This is a genomic window from Denitromonas halophila, assembly GCF_007625155.1.
Lineage (GTDB): Bacteria > Pseudomonadota > Gammaproteobacteria > Burkholderiales > Rhodocyclaceae > Nitrogeniibacter > Nitrogeniibacter halophilus.
This window is the reverse complement of sequence record NZ_VMNK01000017.1, coordinates 126,455-151,384: the sequence shown is the minus strand read 5'-3', so window position 1 is coordinate 151,384 and position 24,930 is coordinate 126,455. Positions and strand designations below refer to the sequence as shown.

21 protein-coding genes and 1 tRNA gene are annotated in these 24,930 nt (G+C 64.1%); 12 read left to right on the top strand and 10 right to left on the bottom strand.

All coding sequences use genetic code 11. From position 1 onward, the window contains the following. The first annotated feature begins 16 nt into the window (after nucleotides 1-16). The 6 genes from FHP91_RS18175 to grxD all read left to right on the top strand — a co-directional run bounded on the left by FHP91_RS18175 (nucleotide 17) and on the right by grxD (nucleotide 5,368). Nucleotides 17-1,471: a sensor histidine kinase gene (locus FHP91_RS18175; protein WP_144310938.1), complete on the top strand. Its 1,455-nt coding sequence runs from the start codon at nucleotides 17-19 to the stop codon at nucleotides 1,469-1,471. A 78-nt stretch (nucleotides 1,472-1,549) separates the two neighbouring features. After that, nucleotides 1,550-1,625 (top strand) — tRNA-Phe (locus FHP91_RS18170). Nucleotides 1,626-1,795: 170 nt separating this feature from the next. Continuing rightward, complete coding sequence (gene hemA, locus FHP91_RS18165) at nucleotides 1,796-3,052, top strand: glutamyl-tRNA reductase (protein WP_144310919.1); 1,257 nt, start codon at nucleotides 1,796-1,798, stop codon at nucleotides 3,050-3,052. A gap of 44 nt (nucleotides 3,053-3,096) precedes the next feature. Further along, entirely contained in the window at nucleotides 3,097-4,182 is a 1,086-nt protein-coding gene (gene prfA / locus FHP91_RS18160; RefSeq protein ID WP_144310918.1) for a peptide chain release factor 1, read from the top strand. Further along, entirely contained in the window at nucleotides 4,169-5,014 is an 846-nt protein-coding gene (gene prmC, locus FHP91_RS18155) for a peptide chain release factor N(5)-glutamine methyltransferase (protein ID WP_144310917.1), read from the top strand. Before prfA ends, prmC begins: the two co-directional genes overlap by 14 nt. Before the next feature lie 39 nt (nucleotides 5,015-5,053). Next, nucleotides 5,054-5,368, top strand: a complete 315-nt coding sequence (gene grxD, locus FHP91_RS18150; RefSeq protein ID WP_144179458.1) for a Grx4 family monothiol glutaredoxin — start codon at nucleotides 5,054-5,056, stop codon at nucleotides 5,366-5,368. Between the two features lie 37 nt (nucleotides 5,369-5,405). Here the strand turns inward: grxD and FHP91_RS18145 are convergent, their stop codons facing one another. From FHP91_RS18145 to argH, 5 genes are all read right to left on the bottom strand, one after another. After that, on the bottom strand, nucleotides 5,406-6,506 hold the full coding sequence (locus tag FHP91_RS18145) for a nucleotidyltransferase domain-containing protein (protein WP_144310916.1): 1,101 nt from the start codon (nucleotides 6,504-6,506) through the stop codon (nucleotides 5,406-5,408). A gap of 3 nt (nucleotides 6,507-6,509) precedes the next feature. Beyond that, nucleotides 6,510-7,370, bottom strand: a complete 861-nt coding sequence (locus FHP91_RS18140; RefSeq protein ID WP_144310915.1) for an HprK-related kinase A — start codon at nucleotides 7,368-7,370, stop codon at nucleotides 6,510-6,512. A 317-nt stretch (nucleotides 7,371-7,687) separates the two neighbouring features. Beyond that, nucleotides 7,688-8,389, bottom strand: coding sequence for a hypothetical protein (locus FHP91_RS18135; protein WP_144310914.1), 702 nt, complete (start codon nucleotides 8,387-8,389; stop codon nucleotides 7,688-7,690). A 287-nt stretch (nucleotides 8,390-8,676) separates the two neighbouring features. Further along, the gene (locus tag FHP91_RS18130) at nucleotides 8,677-9,957 is read right to left on the bottom strand and encodes a serine/threonine-protein kinase (RefSeq protein WP_144310913.1); all 1,281 of its coding nucleotides are present in this window, start codon (nucleotides 9,955-9,957) and stop codon (nucleotides 8,677-8,679) included. 13 nt (nucleotides 9,958-9,970) lie between these two features. Then, nucleotides 9,971-11,374 (bottom strand): argininosuccinate lyase, encoded by a 1,404-nt coding sequence (gene argH / locus FHP91_RS18125; RefSeq protein ID WP_144310912.1) that lies wholly within the window; start codon nucleotides 11,372-11,374, stop codon nucleotides 9,971-9,973. 229 nt (nucleotides 11,375-11,603) lie between these two features. Between argH and FHP91_RS18120 the strand changes: the two genes are divergently transcribed. Both FHP91_RS18120 and FHP91_RS18115 read left to right on the top strand, forming a co-directional pair. Continuing rightward, entirely contained in the window at nucleotides 11,604-12,509 is a 906-nt protein-coding gene (locus tag FHP91_RS18120) for a sensor histidine kinase (RefSeq protein WP_246116363.1), read from the top strand. Continuing rightward, nucleotides 12,506-13,249, top strand: coding sequence for a LytR/AlgR family response regulator transcription factor (locus tag FHP91_RS18115; RefSeq protein ID WP_144310911.1), 744 nt, complete (start codon nucleotides 12,506-12,508; stop codon nucleotides 13,247-13,249). Before FHP91_RS18120 ends, FHP91_RS18115 begins: the two co-directional genes overlap by 4 nt. An 11-nt stretch (nucleotides 13,250-13,260) precedes the next feature. Here FHP91_RS18115 and FHP91_RS18110 read toward each other — a convergent pair whose 3' ends face one another. Together FHP91_RS18110 and ppc are read right to left on the bottom strand one after the other, a co-directional pair. Continuing rightward, complete coding sequence (locus tag FHP91_RS18110) at nucleotides 13,261-13,656, bottom strand: hypothetical protein (RefSeq protein ID WP_144310910.1); 396 nt, start codon at nucleotides 13,654-13,656, stop codon at nucleotides 13,261-13,263. 234 nt (nucleotides 13,657-13,890) lie between these two features. After that, nucleotides 13,891-16,638 (bottom strand): phosphoenolpyruvate carboxylase, encoded by a 2,748-nt coding sequence (ppc, locus tag FHP91_RS18105; RefSeq protein WP_144310909.1) that lies wholly within the window; start codon nucleotides 16,636-16,638, stop codon nucleotides 13,891-13,893. A 185-nt stretch (nucleotides 16,639-16,823) separates the two neighbouring features. Here ppc and hemC point away from each other — a divergent pair, with 185 nt between their 5' ends. The 4 genes from hemC to FHP91_RS18085 are packed head-to-tail and all read left to right on the top strand — an operon-like array spanning nucleotide 16,824 to nucleotide 21,073. Next, complete coding sequence (hemC, locus tag FHP91_RS18100; RefSeq protein ID WP_246116362.1) at nucleotides 16,824-17,768, top strand: hydroxymethylbilane synthase; 945 nt, start codon at nucleotides 16,824-16,826, stop codon at nucleotides 17,766-17,768. Between the two features lie 9 nt (nucleotides 17,769-17,777). Further along, nucleotides 17,778-18,569, top strand: a complete 792-nt coding sequence (locus FHP91_RS18095) for a uroporphyrinogen-III synthase (RefSeq protein WP_144310908.1) — start codon at nucleotides 17,778-17,780, stop codon at nucleotides 18,567-18,569. A 15-nt stretch (nucleotides 18,570-18,584) separates the two neighbouring features. Then, complete coding sequence (locus FHP91_RS18090; RefSeq protein WP_144310907.1) at nucleotides 18,585-19,853, top strand: uroporphyrinogen-III C-methyltransferase; 1,269 nt, start codon at nucleotides 18,585-18,587, stop codon at nucleotides 19,851-19,853. A gap of 5 nt (nucleotides 19,854-19,858) precedes the next feature. Next, on the top strand, nucleotides 19,859-21,073 hold the full coding sequence (locus FHP91_RS18085) for a heme biosynthesis HemY N-terminal domain-containing protein (RefSeq protein ID WP_144310906.1): 1,215 nt from the start codon (nucleotides 19,859-19,861) through the stop codon (nucleotides 21,071-21,073). A gap of 53 nt (nucleotides 21,074-21,126) precedes the next feature. Here the strand turns inward: FHP91_RS18085 and hemF are convergent, their stop codons facing one another. From hemF to purH, 3 genes are read right to left on the bottom strand one after another with little or no spacing between them, the layout of a single operon-like run. Next, entirely contained in the window at nucleotides 21,127-22,026 is a 900-nt protein-coding gene (gene hemF, locus FHP91_RS18080) for an oxygen-dependent coproporphyrinogen oxidase (protein ID WP_144310905.1), read from the bottom strand. Beyond that, complete coding sequence (purD, locus tag FHP91_RS18075) at nucleotides 22,023-23,291, bottom strand: phosphoribosylamine--glycine ligase (protein WP_144310904.1); 1,269 nt, start codon at nucleotides 23,289-23,291, stop codon at nucleotides 22,023-22,025. Before purD ends, hemF begins: the two co-directional genes overlap by 4 nt. A 58-nt stretch (nucleotides 23,292-23,349) precedes the next feature. Next, nucleotides 23,350-24,930, bottom strand: coding sequence for a bifunctional phosphoribosylaminoimidazolecarboxamide formyltransferase/IMP cyclohydrolase (gene purH / locus FHP91_RS18070; RefSeq protein ID WP_144310903.1), 1,581 nt, complete (start codon nucleotides 24,928-24,930; stop codon nucleotides 23,350-23,352).

The window sequence follows — 24,930 nt, the reverse complement described above, 5'->3', positions numbered from 1 at the left end:
CAAGGCCGCCCGCGCCATGCGCGCCGACAAGGCGGCGTCCAAGGAAGAGCGCAAGGGCGGGCAATTCAATTCGCTGTTTGGCGAGATTCTCGACTGGATGCTCGCGCCGCTGCTGTTTTTGTGGCCGATCTCCATCATCGTCACTCACAACGTCGCCGACAACATCGCCAACGAGCCCTACGACCGCGCCATGGCGGAGAGTGTTCGCACGCTGGCGCGTTTGGTCGTGCTGGACGACAAAGCGGTTCGCGTCGACTTCCCTGCGCCGCCACGGGTGTTGTTCCGTGCCGACCGCGACGATACCGTCTATTACCAGGTGGCCGATCATCAGGGCGAAGTCGTTGCCGGCGATTGGGAGATTCCCTGGGTACCGCCGCCGATCAGGCTGTTGCCGGATGATGTGCTCTATCGCGATGCGGTGATCCAGGGTGAAGAGGTGCGTGTGGCCTATCAGTTCATGCGCACTTATCCCGAGCCCAGCAGTCCGCTGGTGCTGGTGCAGATTGCCGAGACGCGCAATAAGCGGGCCGAACTCGCTTCGCGCGTGGTCACCGGGGTGTTGCTGCCGCAGTTCGCCATCATTCCATTAGCGGTCATTCTGGTGTGGGTGGGCCTGTCGCGGGGGATTTCGCCGCTGAATCGCTTGCAGGGCGTGATTCGTCGCCGTCGGCCCACCGATCTGGCGCCGATCTCGACCGCCGGTGTGCCTGAAGAATTGCGGCCGCTGATTGTCGCCTTCAACGACATGATGGCGCGCCTTGAAGAAAACCTGCAGGCGCAGCAACGCTTCATTGCCGACGCCGCGCACCAGATGCGAACCCCGCTCACCGGGCTGCGCATGCAGACCGAGCTGGCGCTGAACGAGTCCGACCCCGAGATGCTGCACGAAGCGCTGACCCGCATCGCGCTTAGTACGCAGCGCGCCAGCCACCTGATCAACCAGCTGCTCACGCTCGCCCGGGCCGAATCCAGTTCGGAAAAAATCTATGCGGTCGATCGTGTCGACCTCGAAATGCTGGTGCGTGAGGTGGCGCTCGACCTCTACCCCCGGGCGCAGATCAAGAATATCGACCTGGGCGTGGAAGACACGGGCTGGCCGCTGCTGATCGACGGCAACCCGGTTCTGTTGCGTGAAATGATCATGAACCTGATGGACAACGCCATCAAGTACACCCCCGTGGGGGGGCGGGTGACCGCACGCACCCAGGCGACGGAATTTGCCATTCTCGAGGTCGAGGATACTGGCGCCGGAATCCCCGAGGAAGATCGCGAGCGCGTCTTCGAACGTTTTTACCGGGTGCTTGGCAGTGGTGAGGATGGTTCGGGTCTCGGATTGCCGATCGTGCGTGAGATTGCCGAGTTGCATCGTGCCACGGTGACACTCAAGTCCAGTCCCACAGGCACGGGGACGCTGGCCCAGGTGATCTTCCCGCGCAGCTATACGCGGCGACTAACTGCCGACGCGTCATGAGACGGAATGCCGCCCACAAAAAACAGTGTCGGGGTGTTTGACGCGGCAAATTATTCAGCTATAATGCGCCCTCTTTTGGGCCAGTTAGCTCAGTTGGTAGAGCAGCGGATTGAAAATCCGCGTGTCCTTGGTTCGATTCCGAGACTGGCCACCAAAATACCAAAAACGCCGATCCGCTGGATCGGCGTTTTTCTTTTTGGTCGCGCGTTTTTCGCAACAAGGCGTGCGTCGCCGCCTTGGCCGACTCGGCTGACAATGCTCAAGCTTTGGCAGTAGGGCCGGGTGATATAATTCGCGCTCCGTTTGCCCCAGATCATCCGCTGCATGCCTCTTTTCGCGCTTGGCTTGAATCACCACACGGCACCGCTTGCCATTCGAGAGCGCGTGTCGTTTCAGCCTGAGCGTCTTCTGGGCGCGCTCAAGGATCTGACCTCGGTGCAGGTGCAGGAGGCTGCAATTCTGTCGACCTGTAATCGAACCGAGCTTTACTTCTCAACCGATACCCCTGAGTTCGCCGCTGACTGGTTGGCGCGCTACCACGACCTGCCGCTGGCAGACATGGCGCCCTATTTGTACACCTATCCCGCGCACGACGCCGTCCGCCATGTGTTTCGGGTGGCCAGCGGGTTGGATTCGATGGTGCTCGGCGAGCCGCAGATTCTCGGCCAGGTCAAAGATGCCGTTCGCCACGCCGAAGAGGCAGGCACGCTGGGCACCACGCTTCATCAGCTGTTTCAGCGCACCTTTTCGGTTGCCAAAGAGGTGCGCTCCAGCACGGCGATTGGCGCCAATGTGGTGTCGATGGCGGCGGCGTCGGTGCATCTGGCCGAGCGCATTTTTGAACGCATGGCGGATCAAAGGGTGCTGTTCATCGGCGCTGGTGAAATGATCGAGCTGTGCGCGGCGCACTTCGCCGGCACCAAGCCGCGCCGCTTGACCATTGCCAACCGCACCGAAGCGCGTGCGCAGGGGCTGGCCGATCGCTTTGGCGGTGACACCTTGCGCCTCGACCTGATCGGCGACGTGATGGCCCAGTACGACGTGATCGTGTCCTGTACGGCTGCGCCCTTGCCGATCATTGGCCTCGGCATGGTCGAGCGTGCGCTCAAGGCGCGTCGCCATCGGCCGATGGTGATGGTCGATCTGGCGGTGCCGCGCGACATCGAACGCGAGATCGGCGATCTGGACGACGTGTTTCTCTACACCGTTGATGATCTGGCCCAGCTCGTGGCCTCCGGCAAGGAGACGCGCCAGTCGGCCGTGGTAGAGGCCGAAGTCATCATCGACGAGCGTGTGCGCGGATTTTTCTCGTGGCTCGAAGGGCGTGACGCGGTCCCGGTGATCCGGGCGCTGCGCGAAGAGGCCGAGCGGGTGCGCCAGCAGGAGCTGATGCGTGCGGCCAAGCGCCTGGCCAAGGGCGACGACCCGCAGAAGGTGCTTGAGGCCTTGAGCCAGGGCATCACCAACAAGCTGATTCACGGCCCGTCGCGCTATCTCAACCAGGCCGAAGGCGACGCGCTGGCCGAAGCCGGGCGCGTGGTCAGCACCTTGTTCCAGCTCGATCGCGACGATCGTCACTAGCTGAACTCTTTTGAGGTGCGCCGGCGACGGCGTGCCGGACCCCTATGAAGCTATCCATTCGCGACAAACTCGAGCAGTTGGCGGTCCGCCTTGAAGAGCTGGATCGCCAGATGTCTGACGGCTCGGTGCCGCTCGATGGTGCCACCTTGCGCCGGCTTGGCCAGGAGCGCGCCGAACTTGAGCCGGCGGTGCAGGCTTACGCCGATTTTCGCCAGGCGGAGCAGGACGCCGCCGCGGCGCGCGAGATGCTCTCCGACCCCGAGATGGCCGCGCTGGCGCGAGAGGAGATTGACGCCTGCGAAGCGCGTCTTGAGGCGCTGGAGAAGTCGCTGCAGGCGGCGCTGCTGCCCAAGGACCCCGATGACGGCCGCAATCTGTTCCTCGAAGTGCGCGCCGGCACGGGCGGCGAAGAGGCGGCGCTGTTTGCCAGCGATTTGCTGCGCATGTATCTGCGCTATGCCGAGTCCCGGCGCTGGAAGGTTGAGTCCGTCTCGTTGTCCGAGTCGGAACTGGGGGGGGTCAAGGAAGCGGTGGTCCGCATTCTGGGCGATGGCGCCTACGCTCGGCTCAAGTTCGAATCGGGCGGCCATCGCGTGCAGCGCGTACCGGCGACGGAAACCCAGGGGCGGATTCATACCTCGGCGTGCACCGTGGCGGTGATGCCCGAGGCCGATGAAATCGAAGAGGTGGCGTTGAATCCGGCCGACCTGCGGATCGACACCTATCGCGCCAGCGGCGCGGGCGGCCAGCACATCAACAAGACCGATTCGGCGGTGCGCATCACCCACTTGCCGACGGGCATCGTCGTTGAGTGTCAGGACGACCGCTCCCAGCACCGCAACAAGGCGCAGGCCATGTCGGTGCTGGCGGCGCGGATTCGCGATGTGCAGCAGCGGGCGCGGCATGAGTCCGAAGCGGCGACCCGCAAGTCACTGGTGGGGAGCGGTGATCGCTCGGAGCGCATCCGCACCTACAATTTTCCGCAGGGCCGGGTCACCGACCATCGCATCAATCTCACGTTGTACAAGCTCGACGCCATTCTGGAAGGCGCGCTGGACGAAATCATTGATGCGCTGACGGCCGAGCATCAGGCCGACCAACTCGCCGCTCTGGCTGATGACGAGCGTTGAGAGCATCGGCAGCGCACTGGCCGCCTGTCGGGGCCGGATTGACCGCGTCGATGCCCGTATCCTGTTGGCCGAAGTCATCGGCCGGCCGGCCAGCTATTTGGTGGCCTATCCGGAAGTGCCGCTGACGGTCGAGCAGCAGCACCGCTTCGCCGGTTGGGTGGCGCGGCGCGAACACGGCGAACCGGTGGCCTATCTGGTGGGCTCGCGCGAATTCTACGGTCGGCGCTTTGAGGTCTCGCCGGCAGTGTTGATTCCGCGGCCGGAGACCGAAGGGCTGGTGGAGTTGGCGAAAGATGCGTTCCCGACAGCGCCGAGAGCGGTGCTCGACCTGGGCACCGGCAGCGGCGCGATTGCCATCACGCTGGCCTTGCTGTGGCCGGACGCCGAGGTGATGGCGGTGGACCGCTCAGCCGAAGCCTTGGCCGTGGCGACGCGCAATGCGCATCAACTGGGCGCCAGGGTCCGCTTTGCCGAAAGCGACTGGTTCTCAGCGGTACCGGCAGCCATGCGCTTTGATCTGATCGTTTCCAATCCACCTTATGTGGCCGCGGGCGACCCGCATCTGGCCGAAGGCGATGTACGTTTCGAACCCGCGTCTGCCCTGGCCGCCGGGCCGGACGGGCTCGATGATATCCGGCGAATTGCCGCGGAGAGTGGCCCGAGGCTTGCGCCGGACGCTTGTCTTTTTATCGAGCACGGCTACGATCAAGCGGAGGCGGTGAGTGCCATTCTGCGTCGGTCGGGCCTTAAGCGCGTGCAGAGTTGGCCGGACCTGGCGGGGATTCCTCGCGTCACCGGGGGCTGGCTTGACGCTTCGGCGGACGAGGCCTAAAATTTCCCGACTTATTAACTCAACTATTCGAGTATCCCCATGAGCGTCCAAGACCAGATCCGTGAGCAAGTCACCTCCAACCCGGTAGTCCTGTACATGAAGGGCACGCCGCAGTTCCCGCAGTGCGGCTTCTCCGCGACCGTGGCGCAGATCCTCAAGCTCTGTGGTCTGCAAGAGTACGCGTCGGTGAACGTGCTGGCCGATGAACAAATCCGTCAGGGCATCAAGGAATACGCCAACTGGCCGACCATTCCGCAGCTCTACATCAACGGCGAATTCGTTGGTGGTTGCGACATCCTGCGTGAGATGTACGAAAACGGCGAGTTGCAAGAGATGCTGAAGTCAGTGAAATAAACCGTTGAAGTCACTGATTTTTGTACAAACAGGGGGCTCAGGCCCCCTGTTCGTTTTTCGGGCCCGCTCCCGACGCAAGGCTCAGGCGTTGCCAGGCCTTGCGTGATAAATGCTGCACCAGAAGTCGCGGTGGCATGCGTAGCCAGTGTGAGCGAATGTAGATAAGCAATTGTGCGGCAAGGCTTCGCAGGGGCGGTCGGCCTTCTGGGTCTGGGACGATCGCCGCATCGTAGAGCCCTGCAAGTCGTCGAATCGCTGCGGCATCGGCATCGGCGCCTGCAAGTCGCAGGACGAGCGATTCGGGGACCGGTGTATCAAAGAACTGTCGCGCTAGCATCAGGCAGAGGGCCACGGGCGCGGCGAGGTCATGGAGCTGGGCCCGGTCGCCGAGCCGGTCCCAGAAGTCTGGTGAGTCGGCATGTTCGCGTAGCAGCGAGTCGATATCATCGAGGTCACGAAGCGCGTTGTGCAATTCGCCTTCATGGGCCAGGTGGCACATGCTGTGGATGATCAGGTCCTCGTCGCAGGGAATCCTGAGCGACCGGTGCCCGGGTAGCGGTTTCGAGTGTGCAATGATGGCGTCGGCATCGGGGTGGCTGCGTGCCGTCAGCGGCAGGATGGTGTGATGGACGTCGATGACCGTGCCCCGGCGGACGTGGATCATGGGTGGGAGCTCATGCATCCACTCCCGGTAGTAGCGCTGGTCATACGCCTCTGATTTCATCTGGGTCCAGCCGCCGGCCATCAGGCGAATCTCGACTTTGCCGAGACTGCCGGGCGGTACCAGGACGTCGATGTCGCCGAAGAGTCGTCCGACCCCGGCGGCCTTCCGACCCAGTACATATGCGGCACCTTTAAGCAGCACGACGGGTTCGCCAGTTTGAGCCAGCGTGGCATCGATGCATTGAGCTTCCCAGGCGACCGAGTGGTGCTGGCGCTCGCTCAGCAGGCGTGCGCCTTCGAGGTGACGCAAGGGGGCCGCGGGCACGGAAACGTTCGCTGCATGCAGGCGTTGTGCCAGTTTGCCGAGCAGGTTGGCGTTGCGGGCCGTGGCGATAAACTCGGTCCAGCCGCTCGGTGACAGTGCCGTGGTGCGTTGCGGATGCTTAAGTAGCTCAAGAAGAGATGCGCGGTTCATGCGTCAGTCCTGTTGCGTGACTTGTGCCACAAGTTCGAGCGCATCGGATGTTGATCCGTATTCGATCTGATGGCAGTCGACGTTGCCGAGCAGGGCGCACAGTGCGCGGAAACCGATTTCTCCCATCCGCTCTTGGTTGAAAGACTGCTCTCCGATAAGAACGAAGGCCTCGGCATGGCTAACGGGCGACACCTGGTGGCCCTCTCCTGGGGCGAACTGAGGGAAGATCAACCAGCGTGGTCGCGCTGGCTGGCAGGCGTTCTCGATTGCGTCGAGTTTGGGCGCCGCGTGAGCGACCGTACCCTTCCGTGTGTCCAGATAGCGTTTGCCGACGCGTGCGCCCGGAAATTGTCCGACGATGTCGATGGATGTGTTTTTGAGACTGATGGGGCGCGGGTTTGCGATCAGCATGCCGCTGGCTGGATCGAGTATGGCCAATTCATCCGATAGCAGTCGCCAGCCGCGCAGGTGACAAAGCGCCGCGCACAAGGTACTTTTTCCCGCGCCGGGAAACCCGGGGAGAATGATGGCGCTGCCATTTTTCTCGAGGACGGCGGCGTGAAAGACGACGAAACCGAGCGAGCGGCTCGCGATCGTCCAGTTCAGGCCCCACTCGAACATGGGGGCGGCCTGGTTGACCGGCAATGGCAGGAAAGGGTTTTGGTCGTCAACCAGAAAACGGGCTTGCGGTCGCCAAAACCGGTGAGCCCCTAGGCCTGGGAGCAGGCGGATGTCGAAGTCAACAAAGGCGTCCCGCGGCTTCTCGCAATCGCGGTAGAAAAATTCAAGATGTTCGAGCACGCTCGCAAAGGGAGAGCGAACCCGGACGACGAACGGGGCAATTCTCAGCGTGGTATCAAGCACACGCGACTCCGGATGGACCAATTTGGCATTGGATACTATCCCAGTGCCAAAATGCCAAGTGCGGAAAGTTCCTCCGTGAGCCGAAGTTTGGTGGCAGCATCGACGCCATCGACATCAAGCTGGTGCATTCTCATGGGGTGCTCTGCGCTGATAAGACGGCCTACGAGAGCCCGAGCGCTGGCCGTTACAACCCAGTAGTCACCGGAATTTCTGTCGAACAAGACTGAGGCGTCGTCGCCGGGCCATACGGGTGAAAGCATAAGGCTTCGCCCGCGGGCCAATGATACATAGTCGTCATTCGCCGAGGCGGTCATTGACTACGGATTCTTTTTACACATCTGCAATTCGACATCAGCGTTGATGTCGTACATTTGACTGACGTAGGCGACAAAGTCAGCGGGGAGCATTGCATTGCTTCCGCAACTCATTCCGGAGGGGCAATATACGCCGCCGGTAAGGAGCGTGTCTCCGATGTCGATAACTTGCTGGGGCGTCATTGCGTAGTCATTAAAAGCGAGGGAGTTCAGGTATACCGCGATCAGATGCCAAAGCAGGTCGCCCTCGTTAATGCCGGCGTCCTTGGGGAATGCCAGAACGCCCCAAAGCCCCCAATGACTTGGTACGGGCGCGCTCGGAAATATGTCGCGTACAAGGGTGCCCTGATCGGCAATATTTTCGGGGCCAATTTTTCCGAGGCCAGTTGGACAGGCGTCGACATCCTTGAGTATTGCGGGATTCGCGCTTTTCCAGGCCGAGAAGTGCTGCGGATTCCGCCAGAAGCCCGGTGAGCGACCACCAGAGCACATTTGGGGGTCGCCGGGGCGCGGACTGGTGTTGCCACTGATCATTGCTGATGGGCTTTTGCAGACACCGGTTCCGAGAGCCGTCTTTGCCTGAACGGACAGTAACACCCCGACCCCGCCAGCGGCTGCGCCCAAAATGCGGCGTCGCTTCAGCTGCGGCGTTTGCGCGACATCGGGTGTGTGTTCTTCGTGGGTGGTGTTCTCAATATTTTTCATGCTGGTTCCATTGGGTGGCATCCGTGTAGTGAGCACGAGTGATGCAACAGAGCGACCATTAGATTTGTAGTTAATCTAGCAAAATCCGAGCCTGCGCGATTTGTTGTTGTAGGTTGTTGATCCAATTGGATTTTCTGTTTTCTTTGTCTGCCAGCTCGATATTTGTGTAAAAACTGCCGACATGCCAGTTCAGATCTGATGCCCGGTGATTTGATCCTAGCATCGTGATGCCAGCGTTGTGACCGAGTTGTAGTGTCGGTGTGATGAATCGCACCGGACGGGCTCCATCAGATGTTGGCCACCCGCGCACTCGTCATCGACAGCCTCCCGGCGAGCACCTCGAGAAAGGCCTTGTAGAAGTGCATGCGGCAGGTGTCCGAGGCGCGCTGCAGGGCGCGAGCGCGGATGGTGATGACTTCGATCTCGGTGGTGGCTTCGACCGAGGCGGTGCGCAGGCCGCTGCCGGGGGCGAAGACGGCCATTTCGCCAAAGCAGTCGCCAGGGGTGAGCAGATGGAGGAGGCGGTCGTGTTTTTTGACGCGGGCTTCACCGCTGGCGAGGAAGCAGAAGTGGTCGCCGGGCTCGCCTTCCTTGAGCAGCGTGGTACCGGGTTCGGCAAAGCGCCATTCGGAGAAACGCACGATTTCCCAGAGTTCGACATCGGTGAATTCGCGAAAGAAGGGCAGGCGGCGCAGGGTCTGAAATTTCTGAGTGTCGGAGATGACGCGCTTGCGGTTGCCGAGGCCGATGTTGCGAAAGGCGTGGGCCAGATCGTGAGAGAACTCGACCCAGTTCTGGTAGCGGTCGTCGAGTGATTTTTGCATCGCACGGCGCACGATGGCATCGAGTTCGGCGGGCACGTCGGCGCGCAGGGCGATCGGTGAGGGCGGCGTCTCGTGGGCGATGCGGTAGAGCAGGCTGTAGTTGTTGGTGGCTTCAAAGGGCAGCCGGCCAGTCAGCAGTTGGTACATCACCACGCCGAGCGAGTAGATGTCGGTCTGGTGGTTGAGCGGCATCTCGCGCACTTGCTGTGGCGACATGTAGGCGGGCGAGCCGACGCCAGAGATTTGGGTGGTATCGGCGGCGTTGAGCAGCGCGGCGCCGAAGTCGGAGAGCTTGATGTCTTGCCCGTCAGGATCTTCGAGCAGGATGTTGGCCGGTTTGATGTCGCGGTGGGTGATGCCCTGGTGGTAGGCGTAGTCAAGGGCGCGAGTGGCCTTGAAGATGATCTCGATCACGCGATCAAAGGGCAGCAGCCGATCGGGCCGGCAGAAAGGCTCGAGCGTGCCGCCGGGCACGTATTCCATCACCACATAGCCATGATCGCCTTCGACGGTGGCGTCGTAGATTTGCGCGATGTGCGGGTGAAACAGGCGGCCGGCGAGCGAGGCTTCGTTGATCAGCAGGTGCCGATAGAGGCGGCCGCGCTCGGGGTCTTTGAGGACTTCGGGGTAGAACTGCTTGACGGCGACGTCGCGCTGGGTGAAGGCGTCGTAGGCCAGATAGACCGCACTGGTGGCACCTTCTCCCAGCAGTTGCCGGAGTTCGTACTTGCCAATGCGGTCCATGATCGGCCGCGGGTCAGCCGAGCGCAGCGCGGGCGCGTGCGATGGCGGCTCGCACCTGGGCGGGCGCGGTGCCGCCGATGTGGTTGCGGCTATCGAGTGCGCCTTCGACGGTGAGGACCTGGTAGATATCTTCGTCGATCAACTCGGAGAAGTTGCGCAGGTCGGGCAGCGGCAAGTCGGGCAGGTCGCAGCCACGCTCTTCGGCCGATCGCACCGCGCGGGCGACAACTTCGTGGGCGTCACGGAAGGGCAGACCTTTTTTGACGAGGTAGTCGGCCAGGTCGGTGGCGGTGGCAAAGCCCTGGGTGAGGGCGTCGCGCATGGCGTCGGCCTTGACGCGGATGCCGGTGATCATGTCGGCATAGATGCGCAGGGTGTCGATGAGCGTGTCGGCGGTGTCGAACAGTGGCTCCTTGTCTTCCTGGTTGTCCTTGTTGTAGGCCAGGGGCTGGCCTTTCATCAGGGTCAGCAGGCTGATCAGGCTGCCATTGACGCGGCCGGTCTTGCCACGCACCAGCTCGGGTACGTCGGGGTTTTTCTTCTGCGGCATGATCGAGCTGCCGGTGCAGAAGCGGTCGGCCAGGTCGATGAAGCCCACGCGCGGGCTCATCCACAGGATCAGCTCTTCGGAGAAGCGCGAGAGGTGGACCATCAGCAAGGCGGCGTTGGCGCAGAATTCGATGGCGAAGTCGCGATCCGAGACGGCATCGAGCGAGTTTTCGCACACGCCGTCGAACTCCAGTTCGCGGGCAACAAACTCGCGATCGATCGGGAAAGAGGTGCCGGCCAGTGCGGCGGCACCCAGTGGTAGACGGTTGACCCGCTTGCGGCAGTCGGCAAAGCGCTCGGCGTCGCGACGGCTCATTTCGTAATAGGCCATCAGATGGTGGCCAAAGGTGACCGGCTGGGCCACCTGCAGGTGGGTGAAGCCCGGCAGCGGCGTGGCGGCATGGGTTTCGGCCAGATCGAGCAGGGCGCGCTGGTAGTCGGTGAGCAGGGCAAGGATCTGGTCAATCGCGTCGCGCAGCCACAGGCGGATGTCGGTAGCGACCTGGTCGTTGCGGCTGCGGCCCGTGTGCAGGCGCTTGCCGGCATCGCCGATCAGGGCGGTGAGGCGTTTTTCGATATTGAGGTGGACGTCTTCGTCCTGCAGCGACCAGGCGAACTCGCCGCGCTCGATTTCATCGCGAACCTGGCTCAGCCCGCGCTCGATGTCGGCGAGGTCGTCGGTGCCGATGATGCCCTGACGCGCGAGCATCTTGGCATGCGCCAGCGAGCCGCGGATGTCTTGCGCAGCCATGCGCTGATCGAAGAAGACGGATGCGGTATACCGCATCACCAGTGCCGATACCGGTTCGGAAAATCGGCCGGACCACGCCTTGCTGACGTCATCCCGATTGGATTGCTGATCTGCCATAATGCCCAGAATACTTTATGAAAAGTGGTTCGATGGGATGTTGCCCGCCGGTTCGGCGGCGACCCTGCCGGCCCCTTGTCTCACATGAGAGCGCATGGCCGTGGTGTCCCCCGGAAAGACGCAAAGTATAAGTCAAAAGCCCAAGGCGCTTGCCATTCACGGCGCCTTGCCGGACTTTCGCAACATCGGCGTGATGCTCCGCGTGATTCTGCTCGTCAACGCCCTGGCGATGGCCACCGTGGTGCTGCACAGCCGTGCCGGGGCTGAAATCGTCCCCGCTGGCGTGGCCTGGGCGGGGTGGCTGGAGTTGCCGCTGTTCATCACCATATTGCTGCTCTACGTGATTCAGCCCGTGCTGGTGCGCCTCGCGCCGGGGCGCTTCTGGCCGGCGGTGATGGCGGTCATTGCCTTGGTGGCCGTATTCGCCTATCCGCCATTTGGCGCTCCGTCGGGCGTGGCCTTCTGGCGCTGGATGGGGTGGAGTATCTTGGCGTCATGCGCCGTGATGGGCTACTTTGATTATCGAGGGCGTCTGTATTCGCCGGCCCTGACCGAGGCGCGTCTGCATGCACTGACGGCGCGCATTCGGCCGCATTTTTTGTTTAACAGCCTGAATGCGGTGCTTGGCGTGATGCGTGAAGACCCTCGGCGGGCCGAGGTGGCGCTGGAAGAATTGGCGGACATGTTTCGGGTGCTGATGAAGGAGCACAAAGAGCTGGTGGCGCTCGATAGCGAAATCAGCCTCTGCGAGCGTTATCTCGACCTCGAACGTTTGCGCCTGGGGGAGCGACTGGTGGTGAACTGGGACTTGAGCTGCAAGCCGGCCCAGGCGCTGGTGCCGCCGCTCTTGCTTCAACCTTTGCTGGAAAATGCCGTCTACCACGGTATTGAACCATCGCAGCAGCCTGGTGATATTGCCGTGCGGGTTGCACGGCGCAGCAGTGAGGTACTGATCGAAGTGAGTAATCCGATCGTGGACACCCCGCGCGCGCAGAAAGGCAACCAGATTGCTCAGGCCAACATCCGTGAACGTCTGGCCCTGTTTTTTGATCTTGAGGCAGACATGCGAATTGACCGCAGCGGGGGCCGTTACAGTGTGCGGATCCGCTTGCCCTACCGGAGGCTCAATACATGACGCAAGCCGAACTCCGAGTCCTCATCGTTGATGACGAAGCGCCCGCACGTGCTCGTTTGCGCGATGTGCTGGGCGACGTCAGGCAGGAGCAGCCCACGCGGGTGGTGGGCTTTGCGGCGAATGGGGAGGAGGCGCTGAGACTGATTGATACCGAAGCGGTCGACGTGGTGCTTGCCGATATTCGCATGCCCGGCATGGATGGTGTGTCGCTGGCGCAGCACCTGAATGGCCGCGCCAATCCGCCGGTGGTGATTTTCACCACGGCTTACGATCAGTACGCGGTACAGGCTTTTGATCTGGCGGTAGCGGACTACCTGCTCAAACCGGTGCGGGCGTCGCGACTGGTCGAGGCACTCGAAAAGGCGCGCAAGCTGTGTCAGGGCGTCGAGGCGCGGTCCGAAGACGAAAAGCCCCTGAGCGTGACCGAGCGCGGCCGCATCCTGCTGGTCGACATCGGCCGTGTGTTGTATCTGCGGGCCGAGCAGAAATACGTCACCGCGCGCACCGTCGAGCGCGAGTATCTCCTTGATGATTCACTGGTGCACCTGGAGGAGAGCTACCCTGGCCGCTTCCTGCGCATTCATCGCAACTGCCTGGTGGCGCGCAAGGCGATCGCCGGCATTGAGCGCGAAGCCGGTGAGGGCGAGGGGCGCTGGCTGGTGGTGCTGGCGGGGTTGGACGAGCAACTGCCGATCAGTCGTCGTCAATGGCCCAGCGTCAAGGCGATCCTCGATATTTGAGGGCTGCGCGCCTAGATGTCAGCCAAATGCATGCCGTCTGTCGTGCGTCGCCCGCGCCGATCGCGGCGCTCTTCATTGCCCTGATAGACGTGCGAGTGGCTTTCCGGTCGATACGGATTGCGCCGATCACCGCGTCGCCGGTCCTTGTAGTGACTGAAGGTGCAGCGGCAACGTGTGGTGTCGCAACTGGCCAGCGGGAGCAGGGGCGCTTCGGCGGATAGAAAGCGGATGCCCTTGAGTGTCTGAGCCGTACGACAGGCACCCTGACCCGGATTGATGGTGACGCAGTGATAAGGGTGCGAGGTGTTTTCGGACTCATCCTCGTTTTCTGACGGCCGGCCGCGCATCACATACCAAGCGATCAGCGCCATGATGGCCAATACGATTGCAAACCATTCGATCGACATAAGCTTCGCTCGCTGTGGGTTTCCGTTCTTTCAGTATGGCTGTTGCTGACCGGCAGTGCAGCGGCTGTGCCGGCAAAGCACATTGGGATTTTGTATCAAAAGGTTAGAGGCGCTGCTGTGTCGATGGGGATGAGCGCAGGGCGCGGTTTTTCGCGAGGTGGTGCCCGGTGTGCTGCAAGGCGCCCGACTGACCTTCGACATAGACTTGGGAGGTCGGTCGGGCGCTTGACCGGCTTAGCCGCTGTTGCGCAGGCCTGCCGCGATGCCGTTGATGGCGATGTGAATGCCGCGGCGGATCCGTTCGTCCTCGGCGCCGTTGCGGTGGCGGCGCAGCAGCTCGACTTGCACATGGTTGAGCGGGTCGAGGTAGGGGAAGCGGTTGCGGATCGAGCGGGCGAGCAGCGGATTGCCGTCGAGTAGCGCTTGCTGACCGGTGATGGCGAGCAAGGCATTGATCGTTGCCGTGTGCTCGGTGCAGATGCGCGGGAAGATCGCGTCTCGCAGCGCCGCATCCGACACCAGCGCGGCGTAGCGGCCGGCGATGGCGGTGTCGGATTTGGCCAGCACCATGTCCATGTTCGAGAGCGTGGTCGAGAAGAAAGACCAGTCGCGGCACATGGCTTGCAGCAGCGCCAGCCCGTCGTCCGGGCGCTCGGCCAGAAAACGCTGCACGGCCGAGCCGAAGCCGTACCAGCCCGGCAGCATCAGCCGGCATTGCGCCCAGCTGAACACCCAGGGAATGGCGCGCAGGTCTTCGATGGCGGTGCTCTTTTTGCGCGAGGCCGGCCGCGAACCGATGTTCAGCGCGGCGATCTCGGTGATGACGGTGGACTCCCAGAAGTACTGTTCGAAACCGGGCGTTTCGTATACCAGGCCGCGATAGGCTTCAAAGGCATAGTCGGACAGCGCCTGCATGGCGTCCATGTATTCGGGGCGCGGCGCGGGTGAGGCGTCGGCCTGCAGGCTGGCTTGCAGCGTGGCGGCGACCAGCACTTCGAGGTTGCGCCTGCCCACATCGGCGTTACCGTACTTGGCGCCGATGACTTCGCCCTGCTCGGTGAGGCGAATCTGACCCTGCACTGCGCCGCCCGGTTGCGCCAGGATGGCTTCGTAGCTCGGCCCGCCGCCGCGGCCGACCGAGCCGCCGCGACCGTGAAACAGGCGCAGGCGGACGTCGTGTTTGCGGAATACTTCGACCAGCGTCACTTCCGCCTTGTAGAGCTCCCAGCCCGAGGTCAGGAAGCCGCCGTCCTTGTTGCTGTCCGAGTAACCGAGCATGACTTCCTGTGCGCGGCCACGGCTGTCGAGCAGGCGCTGGTAGGCCGTAAGGCTAAAGATCCGGTCCATGGTCGCGCCGCTGGCGCGCAGGTCGTCGATGGTTTCGAACAGTGGGATGATGTTCATGTCCAGCGCCTGCTCATGCGGGCGAAGGATGCCGGCCTCCTTGAGCAGCACCGCGACCTCGAGCAGGTCGGAAACTCCGTCGGTTTTCGAGATGATGTAGTTGGGCAGGGCGGCAATGTCGTAGCGCAGATGCGCGGCGCGGGCCGTGCGCAAGATGGCCAGCTCGCCCTCGGTCAGTTCGCTGTAGACGATGTGCGGCGAGCGCAGCGGCCGGGTGGACATCATCTCGGTCAGCAGCAGTGCGATGCGCGCGTCTTCATCGAGCGCGAGGTAGTCGACCTTGGGGTCGGCGGCCTGGAGCAGCTCGGCCACCACCTGTTCGTGCACATCCGAGTTCTGCCGCAGGTCGATCGGCGCCAGATGGAAGCCGAACACCTTGACCGCGCGGCGCAGCTGGCGTAGCCGGCCGCGGGTGAGCGGGGCGGAGTCATGGGCGAGCAGCGAGTCGTGGAGGATGTCGAGGTCGGCTGTCAGCGCGGCGGCATCCGGGTAGGCCGGCGCCTCACCGGCCGGCGGCGGGGTGGTGGCCTTGCCGAGCAGGGCCTGGTGCGTGGCCGCCAGGCGGGCGTACATGCCGGCAATGGCGCGGCGATAGGGCTCGTCGGCGCGGTGGGGGGAGCGGTCGACGCTGGCTTCGGCGAGTTGATGCAGCGCATCCGACGGGGTGACGAGGCCGTCGGCCAGCGACAGTTGCGAGCCCAGCGTGTGCAGCTCTTCCAGATAGAAGGACAGCGCCACCGTCGATTGCATCAGCTGTGCCTGCGCCAGCACCTCGGCGGTGACAAAGGGGTTGCCGTCGCGGTCGCCGCCGATCCAGTTGCCGATCTGCACGAAGGCCGGCCAGTCCTGCCCGGCGAAGGGGGCGTGCAGCCCGGCCAGGGTGTCTTCGACCTTGGCGTACAGGCGCGGCACCTCGCGCAGGAAGGTCGCGTCGAAGTAGGACAGGCCATTGGCGATTTCGTCGATGACTGACAGCTTGGCCGGGCGCAGCATGCGGGTCTGCCACAGGGTGAGCACCGCGCGGCGCAGGGCCGCGTCGGATTCCTCGGCTTCGTCGGGCGTGAGCGTCATGCGGTCGCGCTCGTCGAGCAGGCGGGCGATCGCCGTCTGGCAATTGAGGATGCTCTTGCGTTGCACCTCGGTGGGGTGGGCGGTGAGCACCGGGCTGACCAGCGCAGAATTGAAGAAGGCGCCGAGGTCGTCGGCGCTGGCGCCATCGCTGAACACCCGCTCGATGGCATGCGCCAGACTGCCGGCGCGCGGTGCCGAGCCGCCGATCAGGTGGGCGCGGGTACGCCGGATGTGGTGCTGGTCTTCGGCGATGTTGGCCAGATGCGAGAAATAGCTGAAGGCGCGGACCACATCAATGGTTTCCTCGCGTGACAGGGCGTCGAGTGTTGATTCCAGCCCGACTCGGGCCGCTTCGTCATCATCGCGATGGAAGCGCACCGACAGCTGGCGGATGCGTTCGACCAGTTCGAAGGCCGGCTCACCGCGCTGCTCGCGCACTGTGTCGCCGAGCAGTCGACCGAGTTGGCGGATGTCTTCGCGCAAGGGGAGGTCTTTATCCTGATCCATGGGGTGTCCGTTCTCTGTTATCTGTATTGGGAGCGTGGCTTGCCGTGGCACAAAAAGAGCGCCCGAGGCTCATGCTAGAATCGCCTCCGGCGCTGGCGCTATCGGGGGCATCCCGCATGCTGCCATGCAATATGCGCCGACGCCAACCACCCTTTTCAAGCCACTGTCCGAGCGAGTCGCCCACCGTGAACCCGACCCAACCCGCCGTCGCCGCCCCCGAGCGCATCGTTATTGCCACCCGTGAAAGCCGTCTTGCCCTGTGGCAGGCCGAGCATGTCAAGGCGCGTCTCGAAGCGCTGTATCCGGCCTGCGAAGTCGTACTGCTGGGCATGACCACCCGTGGCGACCAGATTCTGGATCGCCCGCTGGCCAAGATCGGCGGCAAGGGCTTGTTCGTCAAGGAACTCGAAACCGCCTTGCTCGACCGTCGTGCCGACATCGCCGTGCACTCCATGAAGGACGTGCCGATGGAAATGGGCGAAGAGTTTGCGTTGGTGACCATCTCCGAGCGCGAAGTGCCGCTCGACGCCTTTGTCTCCAACAAATACGACAGCCTCGACGACATGCCGCCGGGGGCTGTGGTCGGCACCTCCAGTCTGCGTCGCGAGTCGCAGCTGCACGCCAACTACCCGACGCTGGCCGTCACCAGCCTGCGCGGCAACCTCGACACCCGTTTGCGCAAGCTGGACGAGGGCCAGTACGACGCGATCATCCTCGCCGCAGCCGGCCTGACCCGCCTCGGCCTGTCCGAGCGCATTCGCGGCACCCTGGCGTCTGAAGTGTCGCTACCGGCCGCCGGACAGGGCGCGCTGGGTATCGAAGCCTTGTCCGACCGGCCCGAAGTCGCCGCCTGGATGGCGCCGCTCAATGACATCGACACCTCCGCCTGCGTGCGCGCTGAACGTGCTGTGGCCCGTGCGCTGGCCGGCAGCTGCGAAGTGCCGCTGGGTGCCTACGCCGTGGTCGAAAACGACGGCCTGTGGCTGCGCGGTTTCGTCGCCCGGCCCGACGGCAGCGAGATCGTGCGCGCCGAGCGCCGTGGTGCGCTGGTCGAGGCCGAGAGCCTGGGCAAGGCCCTGGCCGACGAGCTGCGCGCCGGTGGCGCGGCCGAGATCCTCGCCAGCCTCTGAGTCGCGGTCATGAGTCAAACGCCAGGCCAGCCCCTGGCCGGGAAGCGCATCGTCGTGACCCGGCCGCAGGCGCAGGCCGGCGGTTTGTGCGACGCCATTGCCGCTGCGGGGGGTGAGGCGCTGTGCATTCCGGTCATGAGCATCGATGCCGTGCCGGTCAGTGATGAATTCAGCGCGCTGATCGACACGCTTGACCAGTTTCACCTCGCCTTTTTTGTCAGCCCCAACGCCGCCGAGCATGGCGTGGCTGCGGTGCGCGCCCGTCGTACGTGGCCCGCCAGCCTCGCCGTGGCCACGGTGGGCAAGGGCAGTGAGCGCGCATTGCATGCGCTGGGTTTCGAACAGGTCATCGCGCCCGAGACCGGATTCGACAGCGAAGCCGTGCTGGCGCTGCCCGCGTTCTCGGCCCAGGCCGTGACGGGTAAGCGAATCATCATTTTTCGTGGCAACGGCGGACGCGATCTTCTGGGTGATACACTCACACGGCGAGGTGCGGCGGTCAGCTATGCCGCATGCTACGCACGACGGGTACCATCCGAGGGCGCGACCAGCTTGCTGGCCGAGGCCGACCGGATGGATGCTCTGATACTGACCAGTAGCGAGGGCGTCTCCAACCTGATGACCATGTTGGGAGCACAGATGAGCCGACTGGCCCGCATCCCGGTGTTTGCACCGCATCCGCGCATCTGCGCGCGGGCGACGGCCGCGGGCTTTGCCCGGGTCGTGGAGACCGCGCCCGGCGATGCCGGTGTGGTCGATGGCCTCGCACGCTACTTTCTCGGCGGTTGCCGCAACGCTTGATCCAGACAAGACGATATGAGCGAAGACACTCCTGCCCTTACCCGTGCGCAACCCGGCACGGACGCCCCTGAAACCACCGAGCCGATTCGTGACGATGCGGCAGTGGCCGACGAGACGCCGCCGGTGGCGGACGAATCCGAGCCACCCAAGCGCCGCGGCATCGTCGTGCCTGTGTTGCTGGTGATCTGCTTGCTGGCGATCGCCGGCCTCGGTTGGCAGTGGTGGGCCATGCGTGGTGAGCTGGCAAAGACTCAGGAAGAGCTGACCCGTCGTTTGAGCGAAAGCGACAACATGGCCCGCGAGGCGCGCGCCAGCGCACGCCAGTCCATCGATACCCTGACCTCCGTCCAGGGCAAGGTGGGTTTGCTCGAAGCCAAGGCAGAAGAGGCCGGCGGTCAGGCCGCGGCGCTTGATGCCTTGTATCAGGAGTTCTCCCGTACCCGCGACGAGCGGACCATGGCCGAAATCGAGCAAGCCGTCACCATTGCCGGTCAGCAGCTTCAGCTCGCCGGCAATGTCGAAGCGGCGCTGATTGCGCTTCAGGCCGCCGATGCCCGGTTGTCCGGTTTTGACGAGGCTCGCCTGGGCCCGCTGCGCCGCAGTCTCAAGCGCGACATCGAGCGCCTGCGGGCTGCGCCGCGTGTCGATATCGCCGGCATCACCTTGCGCCTCGAAGGCCTGCTCGACTCCGTCGATCGCTTGCCGCTGGCCTTTACCGGCGAGGCCGTTGGTGCCGAAGCACCCGAGAAAACCGCCACCGGCTCGCCAATGGACGACCCGCTCGGGTTTGCCCAGGCCGTGCTGCACGACTGGTGGGCCGAGATTCGCTCGCTGGTGCGGGTCGAGCGCCTCGATCGCTCCGCCGAGCCGGTGCTGCTGTCGCCCTCGCAATCGACCTATCTGCGCGAAAACCTCAAGATCCGCCTGCTGACCGCGCGTCTGGCACTGCTTGGCCGCGATCACCGCACCTTTGAAGCCGACATGCGTCAGGCCGCCGAGTGGCTCGGCAAGTACTTCGACCAGCGCGACGAGGGCGTCACCGAAACCCTCACTTCGCTCAAAACCCTGGCCGAAACGCAGATCGCGCCGACCCAGCCGGCACTGACCGAAACCCTGGCGGTCCTCAAGACCCTGCAAGGGAAGCCGGGCGTCAGTGGCGCCGAGCCGGCGCCCCAGGCACCGAAAGCGGCAGCGACACCCAAGGCCGCCAAGCCCGCCGACGCACCTGAGAGCAAGCCCGACGCCGCTGTGCCGGCCGTCGCGCCTGCCAAAGCGCCGGAGTAAGCGCCATGCGAGGATTGCTCTGGCTGATCGCCCTGTTCGCCGCGGCCGTCGGTGTGGCCATGCTGGCCCGGGCCAACGATGGTTACGCGCTCCTGGTGCTGTCGCCCTACCGGGTGCAGATTTCGCTGAATCTGCTGGTGCTGGCGCTGGCGGCGGTGTTTTTGTCGAGCTACTTTTTGCTGCGCGTGGTCACCCGAGCGGTGCGTCTGCCCGGGCAGGTCGTGGCCTACCGCGGTCGCCGTCGCAAGGAAAAGTCGGCACTCGCCTTGCGCGAGGCCTTCCGGTTGCACCTTGAAGGCCGCTATGCCCACGCCTTGAAGCAGGCCAAGAAAGCGTACGACCTGGCCGACGAAGACGGCGTTGCTGCGCTGATGGCGGCGCGCGCTGCGCATGCCCTGCGCGATGACACCCGCTATCGCGAGTGGCTGGGCAAGGCGGGCACCGATGACCGTCTGCGCGCCGCGCGCATCATGACCGAAGCCGAAATGGCGGTCGAAGGCCGCCGCTTCGATGAAGCGGCCGAGCGTATTCGCGCCCTCAAGGGCAGCGACAATCGCCCGGTGGCGACGCTCCGGCTGGCACTGAAAACGGCGCATGCGCTCGAAAAATGGGAAGAGCTGGTGCGCATTGCCCGCCAGCTACGCAAGCACAAGGCCCTGAGCAAAGAGCAGGCCGAGCCGTTGCTGCGCCGGGCGCATCTGGCGGCTCTGCGTGAGCGCGATGGTCAGCAGGACGCGATTGCCCGCTACTGGCAGGATATTCCGTCCGACGAGCAGCAGGATCGGCGTCTGGTCGAGAAAGCCGCGCCCCTGCTGGTCGCCAATGGCGAGGGTGCAACGGTACGTAAAATGCTCGAAAAACTGCTCGACGAGCAGTGGGAAAGCGAGCTGGCACGGCTCTACGGCTATTGCGGCGAGAATGATGCCGTGGCCTGCCTGAACCGCGGCGAGAAGTGGCTCAAGTTGCATCCGGATGATGGTGGCTTGCTGTATGCCTTGGGGCGGCTCTGTCTGTCGGCCCAGCTATGGGGCAAGGCGCAGAGTTATCTGGAAGCGTCGGTATCGGCTTCGCCGACGGTGGAGGCGCATCTGGCCCTGGCGCAGTTGTCGGAGCAGTTCGAGCGACCGGCAGAGGCCCAGACCCACTTCCGTCGCGCGGCGCAATTGACCGGTGCCGCGCAGGCCGGGCCGGCGTTGGTGCAACTGCCCGCGCCAGAGTGAGCCTGAACTGACGCAGCAAAAAGCGCGCCTCGGCGCGCTTTTTGTTTGAGGTGTCAGACCCAGTCGCGAGGCGGCAGGAAGTCGTCGTACAGCCTGGCTTCGGGGCTGCCCGGCTCGGGATGCCAGTCGTAGCGCCACTGCACCCGCGGCGGCATCGACATCAGGATGGATTCGGTGCGCCCGCCCGACTGCAGGCCGAATAGCGTGCCGCGGTCGAACACCAGGTTGAACTCGACATAGCGTCCGCGGCGGTAGGCCTGGAAGTCGCGTTCGCGCTCGCCATAGGGCATGTCGAGATGGCGTTCGACGAGCGGCACATAGGCGTCGACAAAGGCGTCGCCCACCGCGCGGGTGAGCGCAAAGCAGCGATCGAAACCGCCAGTGTTCAGGTCGTCGAAGAACACGCCGCCAACACCGCGCGCTTCATTGCGATGCTTGAGGTGGAAGTAGCGGTCGCACCAGGCTTTGTACTCGGCATGCACGTCCGCGCCAAAGGGCGTGAGGGCGTTCTTGCAGGTGCTGTGGAAGTGACGCACGTCGTCTTCAAACGGATAGTAGGGCGTCAGATCCATGCCGCCGCCGAACCACCAGACGGGCTCGGCGCCGGGCTTGCTGGCGATGAAGCAGCGCACGTTCATGTGCGCGGTCGGGCAGTAGGGGTTGCGCGGGTGCAGCACCAGCGACACGCCCATAGCCTCGAAGCTGCGGCCGGCCAGTTCTGGCCGGCTGGCGGTGGCCGAGGCCGGCAGGCTGTCGCCCATCACGTGCGAGAAATTGACCCCGCCGCGTTCAAACACCTGGCCTTCTTCAAGGACGCGGGTCAGTCCGCCGCCGCCCTGTTCGCGCGTCCAGCCGTCTGCGCGGAACGGGGTGCCGTCGAGCGCTTCGAGGCGCGTAACGATATCGCTTTGCAGGCCGGTGAAATAGGCCTTGATGGCGGCGGTATCGATCATCGCTTGATGGCGCGGTGGCCGATGTCGCGGCGGTACTGCTTGCCGGCAAATTCGATGCGGTCGGCGATGTCGTAAGCACGGGTTTGTGCGGTACGCACGTTGTCGCTCAGCGCGGTGACGCACAGCACGCGGCCGCCGCTGGTAAGCAGTTTGTCGCTATCGAGCATGGTGCCGGCATGGAAGACATGCGCGTCATCGCTCTCGTCAGGCAGTCCGGTGATGACATCGCCCTTGCGCGGGTTGGCCGGATAGCCTTCGGCGGCGAGCACCACGCCCAGCGCGATGCGGCGGTCCCACTCGGCTTCGGCGGTGTCGAGCTTGCCTTTGACGGCGGCGTCGAACAGTTCGACCAGGTCGGACTTGAGGCGCATCAGGATGGGTTGGGTTTCCGGGTCGCCCATGCGGCAGTTGAACTCGACCACGCGCGGATTGCCGTCGGTGTCGATCATCAGGCCAGCGTAGAGGAAGCCGGTGTAGGGCGAGCCTTCGGCGGTCATGCCGGCCAGGGTCGGGTGGATGATTTCACGCATGACCTTGGCGTGAATTTGCGGCGTGACGACCGGGGCGGGCGAGTAGGCGCCCATGCCGCCGGTGTTGGGGCCTTCGTCATTGTCCTTGAGGCGCTTGTGGTCCTGGCTGGTGGCCAGGGCGAGCGCGTGCTTGCCATCGGCCATGACGATGAAGCTGGCTTCTTCGCCCTGCATGAACTCTTCGATCACCACCCGGGCGCCGGCCTGGCCCATGCCCGCGTCGCGTAGCATCATGTCGATGGCGGCGTGGGCTTCGTCGAGCGTCATGGCGACGACCACGCCCTTGCCGGCGGCCAACCCGTCGGCCTTGATGACGATCGGCGCGCCTTCGGCCGTGACATAGGCATGCGCGGCATCGGCGTCGGTGAAGGTCTGGTACTTGGCGGTCGGGATCTTGTGGCGAATCAGGAACTGCTTGCAGAAATCCTTGGACGCTTCGAGCTGTGCGGCCTGCTGGGTGGGGCCGAAAATCGGCAGCCCGGCGGCGCGGAAAGCGTCGACCACGCCGGCAGCCAGTGGGGCCTCGGGACCAACCACGGTCAGGCCGATGTCTTCGTTGCGGGCGAAGGCCAGCAGGTCGTCGATGGCGGTGATGGCGACGTTGTCGACCATGGGTTCGTTGGCCGTGCCAGGGTTGCCGGGGGCGACGAAGACCTTGGTGATTCGCGGGGACTGGGCGATTTTCCAGGCCAGCGCGTGTTCGCGTCCGCCCGATCCGATGACGAGTACTTTCATGTGTATTGCCGTTGCCTAAGCGCCGGCGCGGAGTGTGCGCGCCGGCTAAAAAAGTGAGTTAGTGACGGAAGTGGCGGAAGCCGGTCAGGACCATGGCGATGCCGTGCTCGTTGGCGGCGGCGATTACCTCTTCGTCGCGCATCGAGCCGCCCGGCTGAATGACCGCCGTGGCACCGGCTTCGGCCAGCACGTCGAGGCCATCGCGGAAGGGGAAGAAGGCGTCGGAGGCGACCACGCTACCGGTAATGGAGAGGCCGGCATTTTCCGCCTTGATCTTGGCGATGCGGGCCGAGTCGACCCGACTCATCTGGCCGGCGCCCACGCCGACAGTCATGCCGCCTTTGCAGTAGACGATAGCGTTGGACTTGACGTACTTGGCGACACGCCAAGCGAAGAGGAGGTCGCCCATTTCTTCGGGCGACGGTGCGCGGGTGGTGACCAGCTTGAGGTCGTTTTCGGTGATGCGGGCGATGTCCGCCGACTGCACCAGCAGGCCGCCGGCCACGCGTTTGTAGTCGAGCGCGCTTTCATTGGTGCTCATCGGGCAGGTCAGCACGCGCACGTTCTTTTTGGCCACAAGCAAGGCCAGGGCTTCGTCGGTGTAGGCCGGGGCGATCAGCACTTCGAGGAACTGGGCGCTGACGGCTTCGGCCGCCGCGGCGTCGACCACGCTGTTAAAGGCGATGATGCCGCCGAAGGCCGAGGTCGGGTCGGTGGAGAAGGCCTTTTTGTAGGCTTCGAGCGGCGACAGGCCGAGGGCCACGCCACAGGGGTTGGCGTGCTTGACGATGACGCAGGCCGAAGCTCCGTGACCGCTGTCGAAGGCTTTGACACACTCCCAGGCCGCATCGGCGTCGGCGATGTTGTTGTAGGACAGCTCCTTGCCCTGCAACTGGGTGTAGCCGGCCACGCCGCCTTCGGCCGCATTGGGCTCGCGGTAGAACGCGGCGCTCTGATGCGGGTTCTCACCGTAGCGCAGGTCCTGCACCTTGTTGAAGGCCAGTTGCAGACGATCGGGGTAGGCCATGCGGCTGCCGTCGTCGGCCAGCGCGGTGAGGTAGTTGGAGATGGCGCTGTCGTAGCGGGCGGTGTGGGTGAAGGCTTTGACGGCCAGGGCGAAGCGGGTCTTGGCCGACAGCGCGCCATTGGCCTTGATCTCGGCCAGCACCGGGGCGTAGTCCTCGGCATCGGTCAGCACGCCGACACCGCCGGCTTCGTTGCCGTGGTTCTTGGCCGCCGCGCGGACCATGGTCGGGCCGCCGATGTCGATGTTCTCGATGGCGTCTTCGAGCGAGCAGTCGGGTTTGGCGACGGTCTGTGCGAAGGGGTAGAGATTGACCACCACCAGATCGATGCGCGCGATGCCGGCGCCGGCGATGGTGTCCATGTGCTCGGCCAGGTCGCGGCGGGCGAGGATGCCGCCGTGCACCGTCGGATGCAGCGTCTTGACCCGGCCGTCGAGCATTTCGGGGAAGCCGGTGTGGTCCGACACGTCGGTGACCGGCAGGCCGGCCTCGCGCAGCAGCTTGGCGGTGCCGCCAGTGGACAGCAGCTTGACGCCAAGCTGGTGCAGCTCGCGGGCGAAGGCTTCGACGCCGGTCTTGTCGGAAACGCTGATCAGGGCAGTGGAAATTTGCAT

Bases quoted from the DNA above. Each gene is read 5' to 3' on its own strand.
- grxD (WP_144179458.1), top strand. From the start codon at position 5,054: ATGAGCGTCCAAGACCAGATCCGTGAGCAAGTCACCTCCAACCCGGTA.
- argH (WP_144310912.1), bottom strand. From the start codon at position 11,374: ATGGCAGATCAGCAATCCAATCGGGATGACGTCAGCAAGGCGTGGTCC.
- hemA (WP_144310919.1), top strand. From the start codon at position 1,796: ATGCCTCTTTTCGCGCTTGGCTTGAATCACCACACGGCACCGCTTGCC.
- FHP91_RS18085 (WP_144310906.1), top strand. From the start codon at position 19,859: ATGCGAGGATTGCTCTGGCTGATCGCCCTGTTCGCCGCGGCCGTCGGT.
- ppc (WP_144310909.1), bottom strand. From the start codon at position 16,638: ATGGATCAGGATAAAGACCTCCCCTTGCGCGAAGACATCCGCCAACTC.
- prmC (WP_144310917.1), top strand. From the start codon at position 4,169: ATGACGAGCGTTGAGAGCATCGGCAGCGCACTGGCCGCCTGTCGGGGC.
- FHP91_RS18135 (WP_144310914.1), bottom strand. From the start codon at position 8,389: ATGAAAAATATTGAGAACACCACCCACGAAGAACACACACCCGATGTC.
- FHP91_RS18175 (WP_144310938.1), top strand. From the start codon at position 17: ATGCGCGCCGACAAGGCGGCGTCCAAGGAAGAGCGCAAGGGCGGGCAA.
- hemF (WP_144310905.1), bottom strand. From the start codon at position 22,026: ATGATCGATACCGCCGCCATCAAGGCCTATTTCACCGGCCTGCAAAGC.
- FHP91_RS18110 (WP_144310910.1), bottom strand. From the start codon at position 13,656: ATGTCGATCGAATGGTTTGCAATCGTATTGGCCATCATGGCGCTGATC.
- FHP91_RS18145 (WP_144310916.1), bottom strand. From the start codon at position 6,506: ATGAACCGCGCATCTCTTCTTGAGCTACTTAAGCATCCGCAACGCACC.
- purD (WP_144310904.1), bottom strand. From the start codon at position 23,291: ATGAAAGTACTCGTCATCGGATCGGGCGGACGCGAACACGCGCTGGCC.
- FHP91_RS18130 (WP_144310913.1), bottom strand. From the start codon at position 9,957: ATGGACCGCATTGGCAAGTACGAACTCCGGCAACTGCTGGGAGAAGGT.
- FHP91_RS18120 (WP_246116363.1), top strand. From the start codon at position 11,604: ATGGCCACCGTGGTGCTGCACAGCCGTGCCGGGGCTGAAATCGTCCCC.
- purH (WP_144310903.1), bottom strand. From the start codon at position 24,930: ATGCAAATTTCCACTGCCCTGATCAGCGTTTCCGACAAGACCGGCGTC.
- FHP91_RS18095 (WP_144310908.1), top strand. From the start codon at position 17,778: ATGAGTCAAACGCCAGGCCAGCCCCTGGCCGGGAAGCGCATCGTCGTG.
- FHP91_RS18115 (WP_144310911.1), top strand. From the start codon at position 12,506: ATGACGCAAGCCGAACTCCGAGTCCTCATCGTTGATGACGAAGCGCCC.
- prfA (WP_144310918.1), top strand. From the start codon at position 3,097: ATGAAGCTATCCATTCGCGACAAACTCGAGCAGTTGGCGGTCCGCCTT.
- FHP91_RS18090 (WP_144310907.1), top strand. From the start codon at position 18,585: ATGAGCGAAGACACTCCTGCCCTTACCCGTGCGCAACCCGGCACGGAC.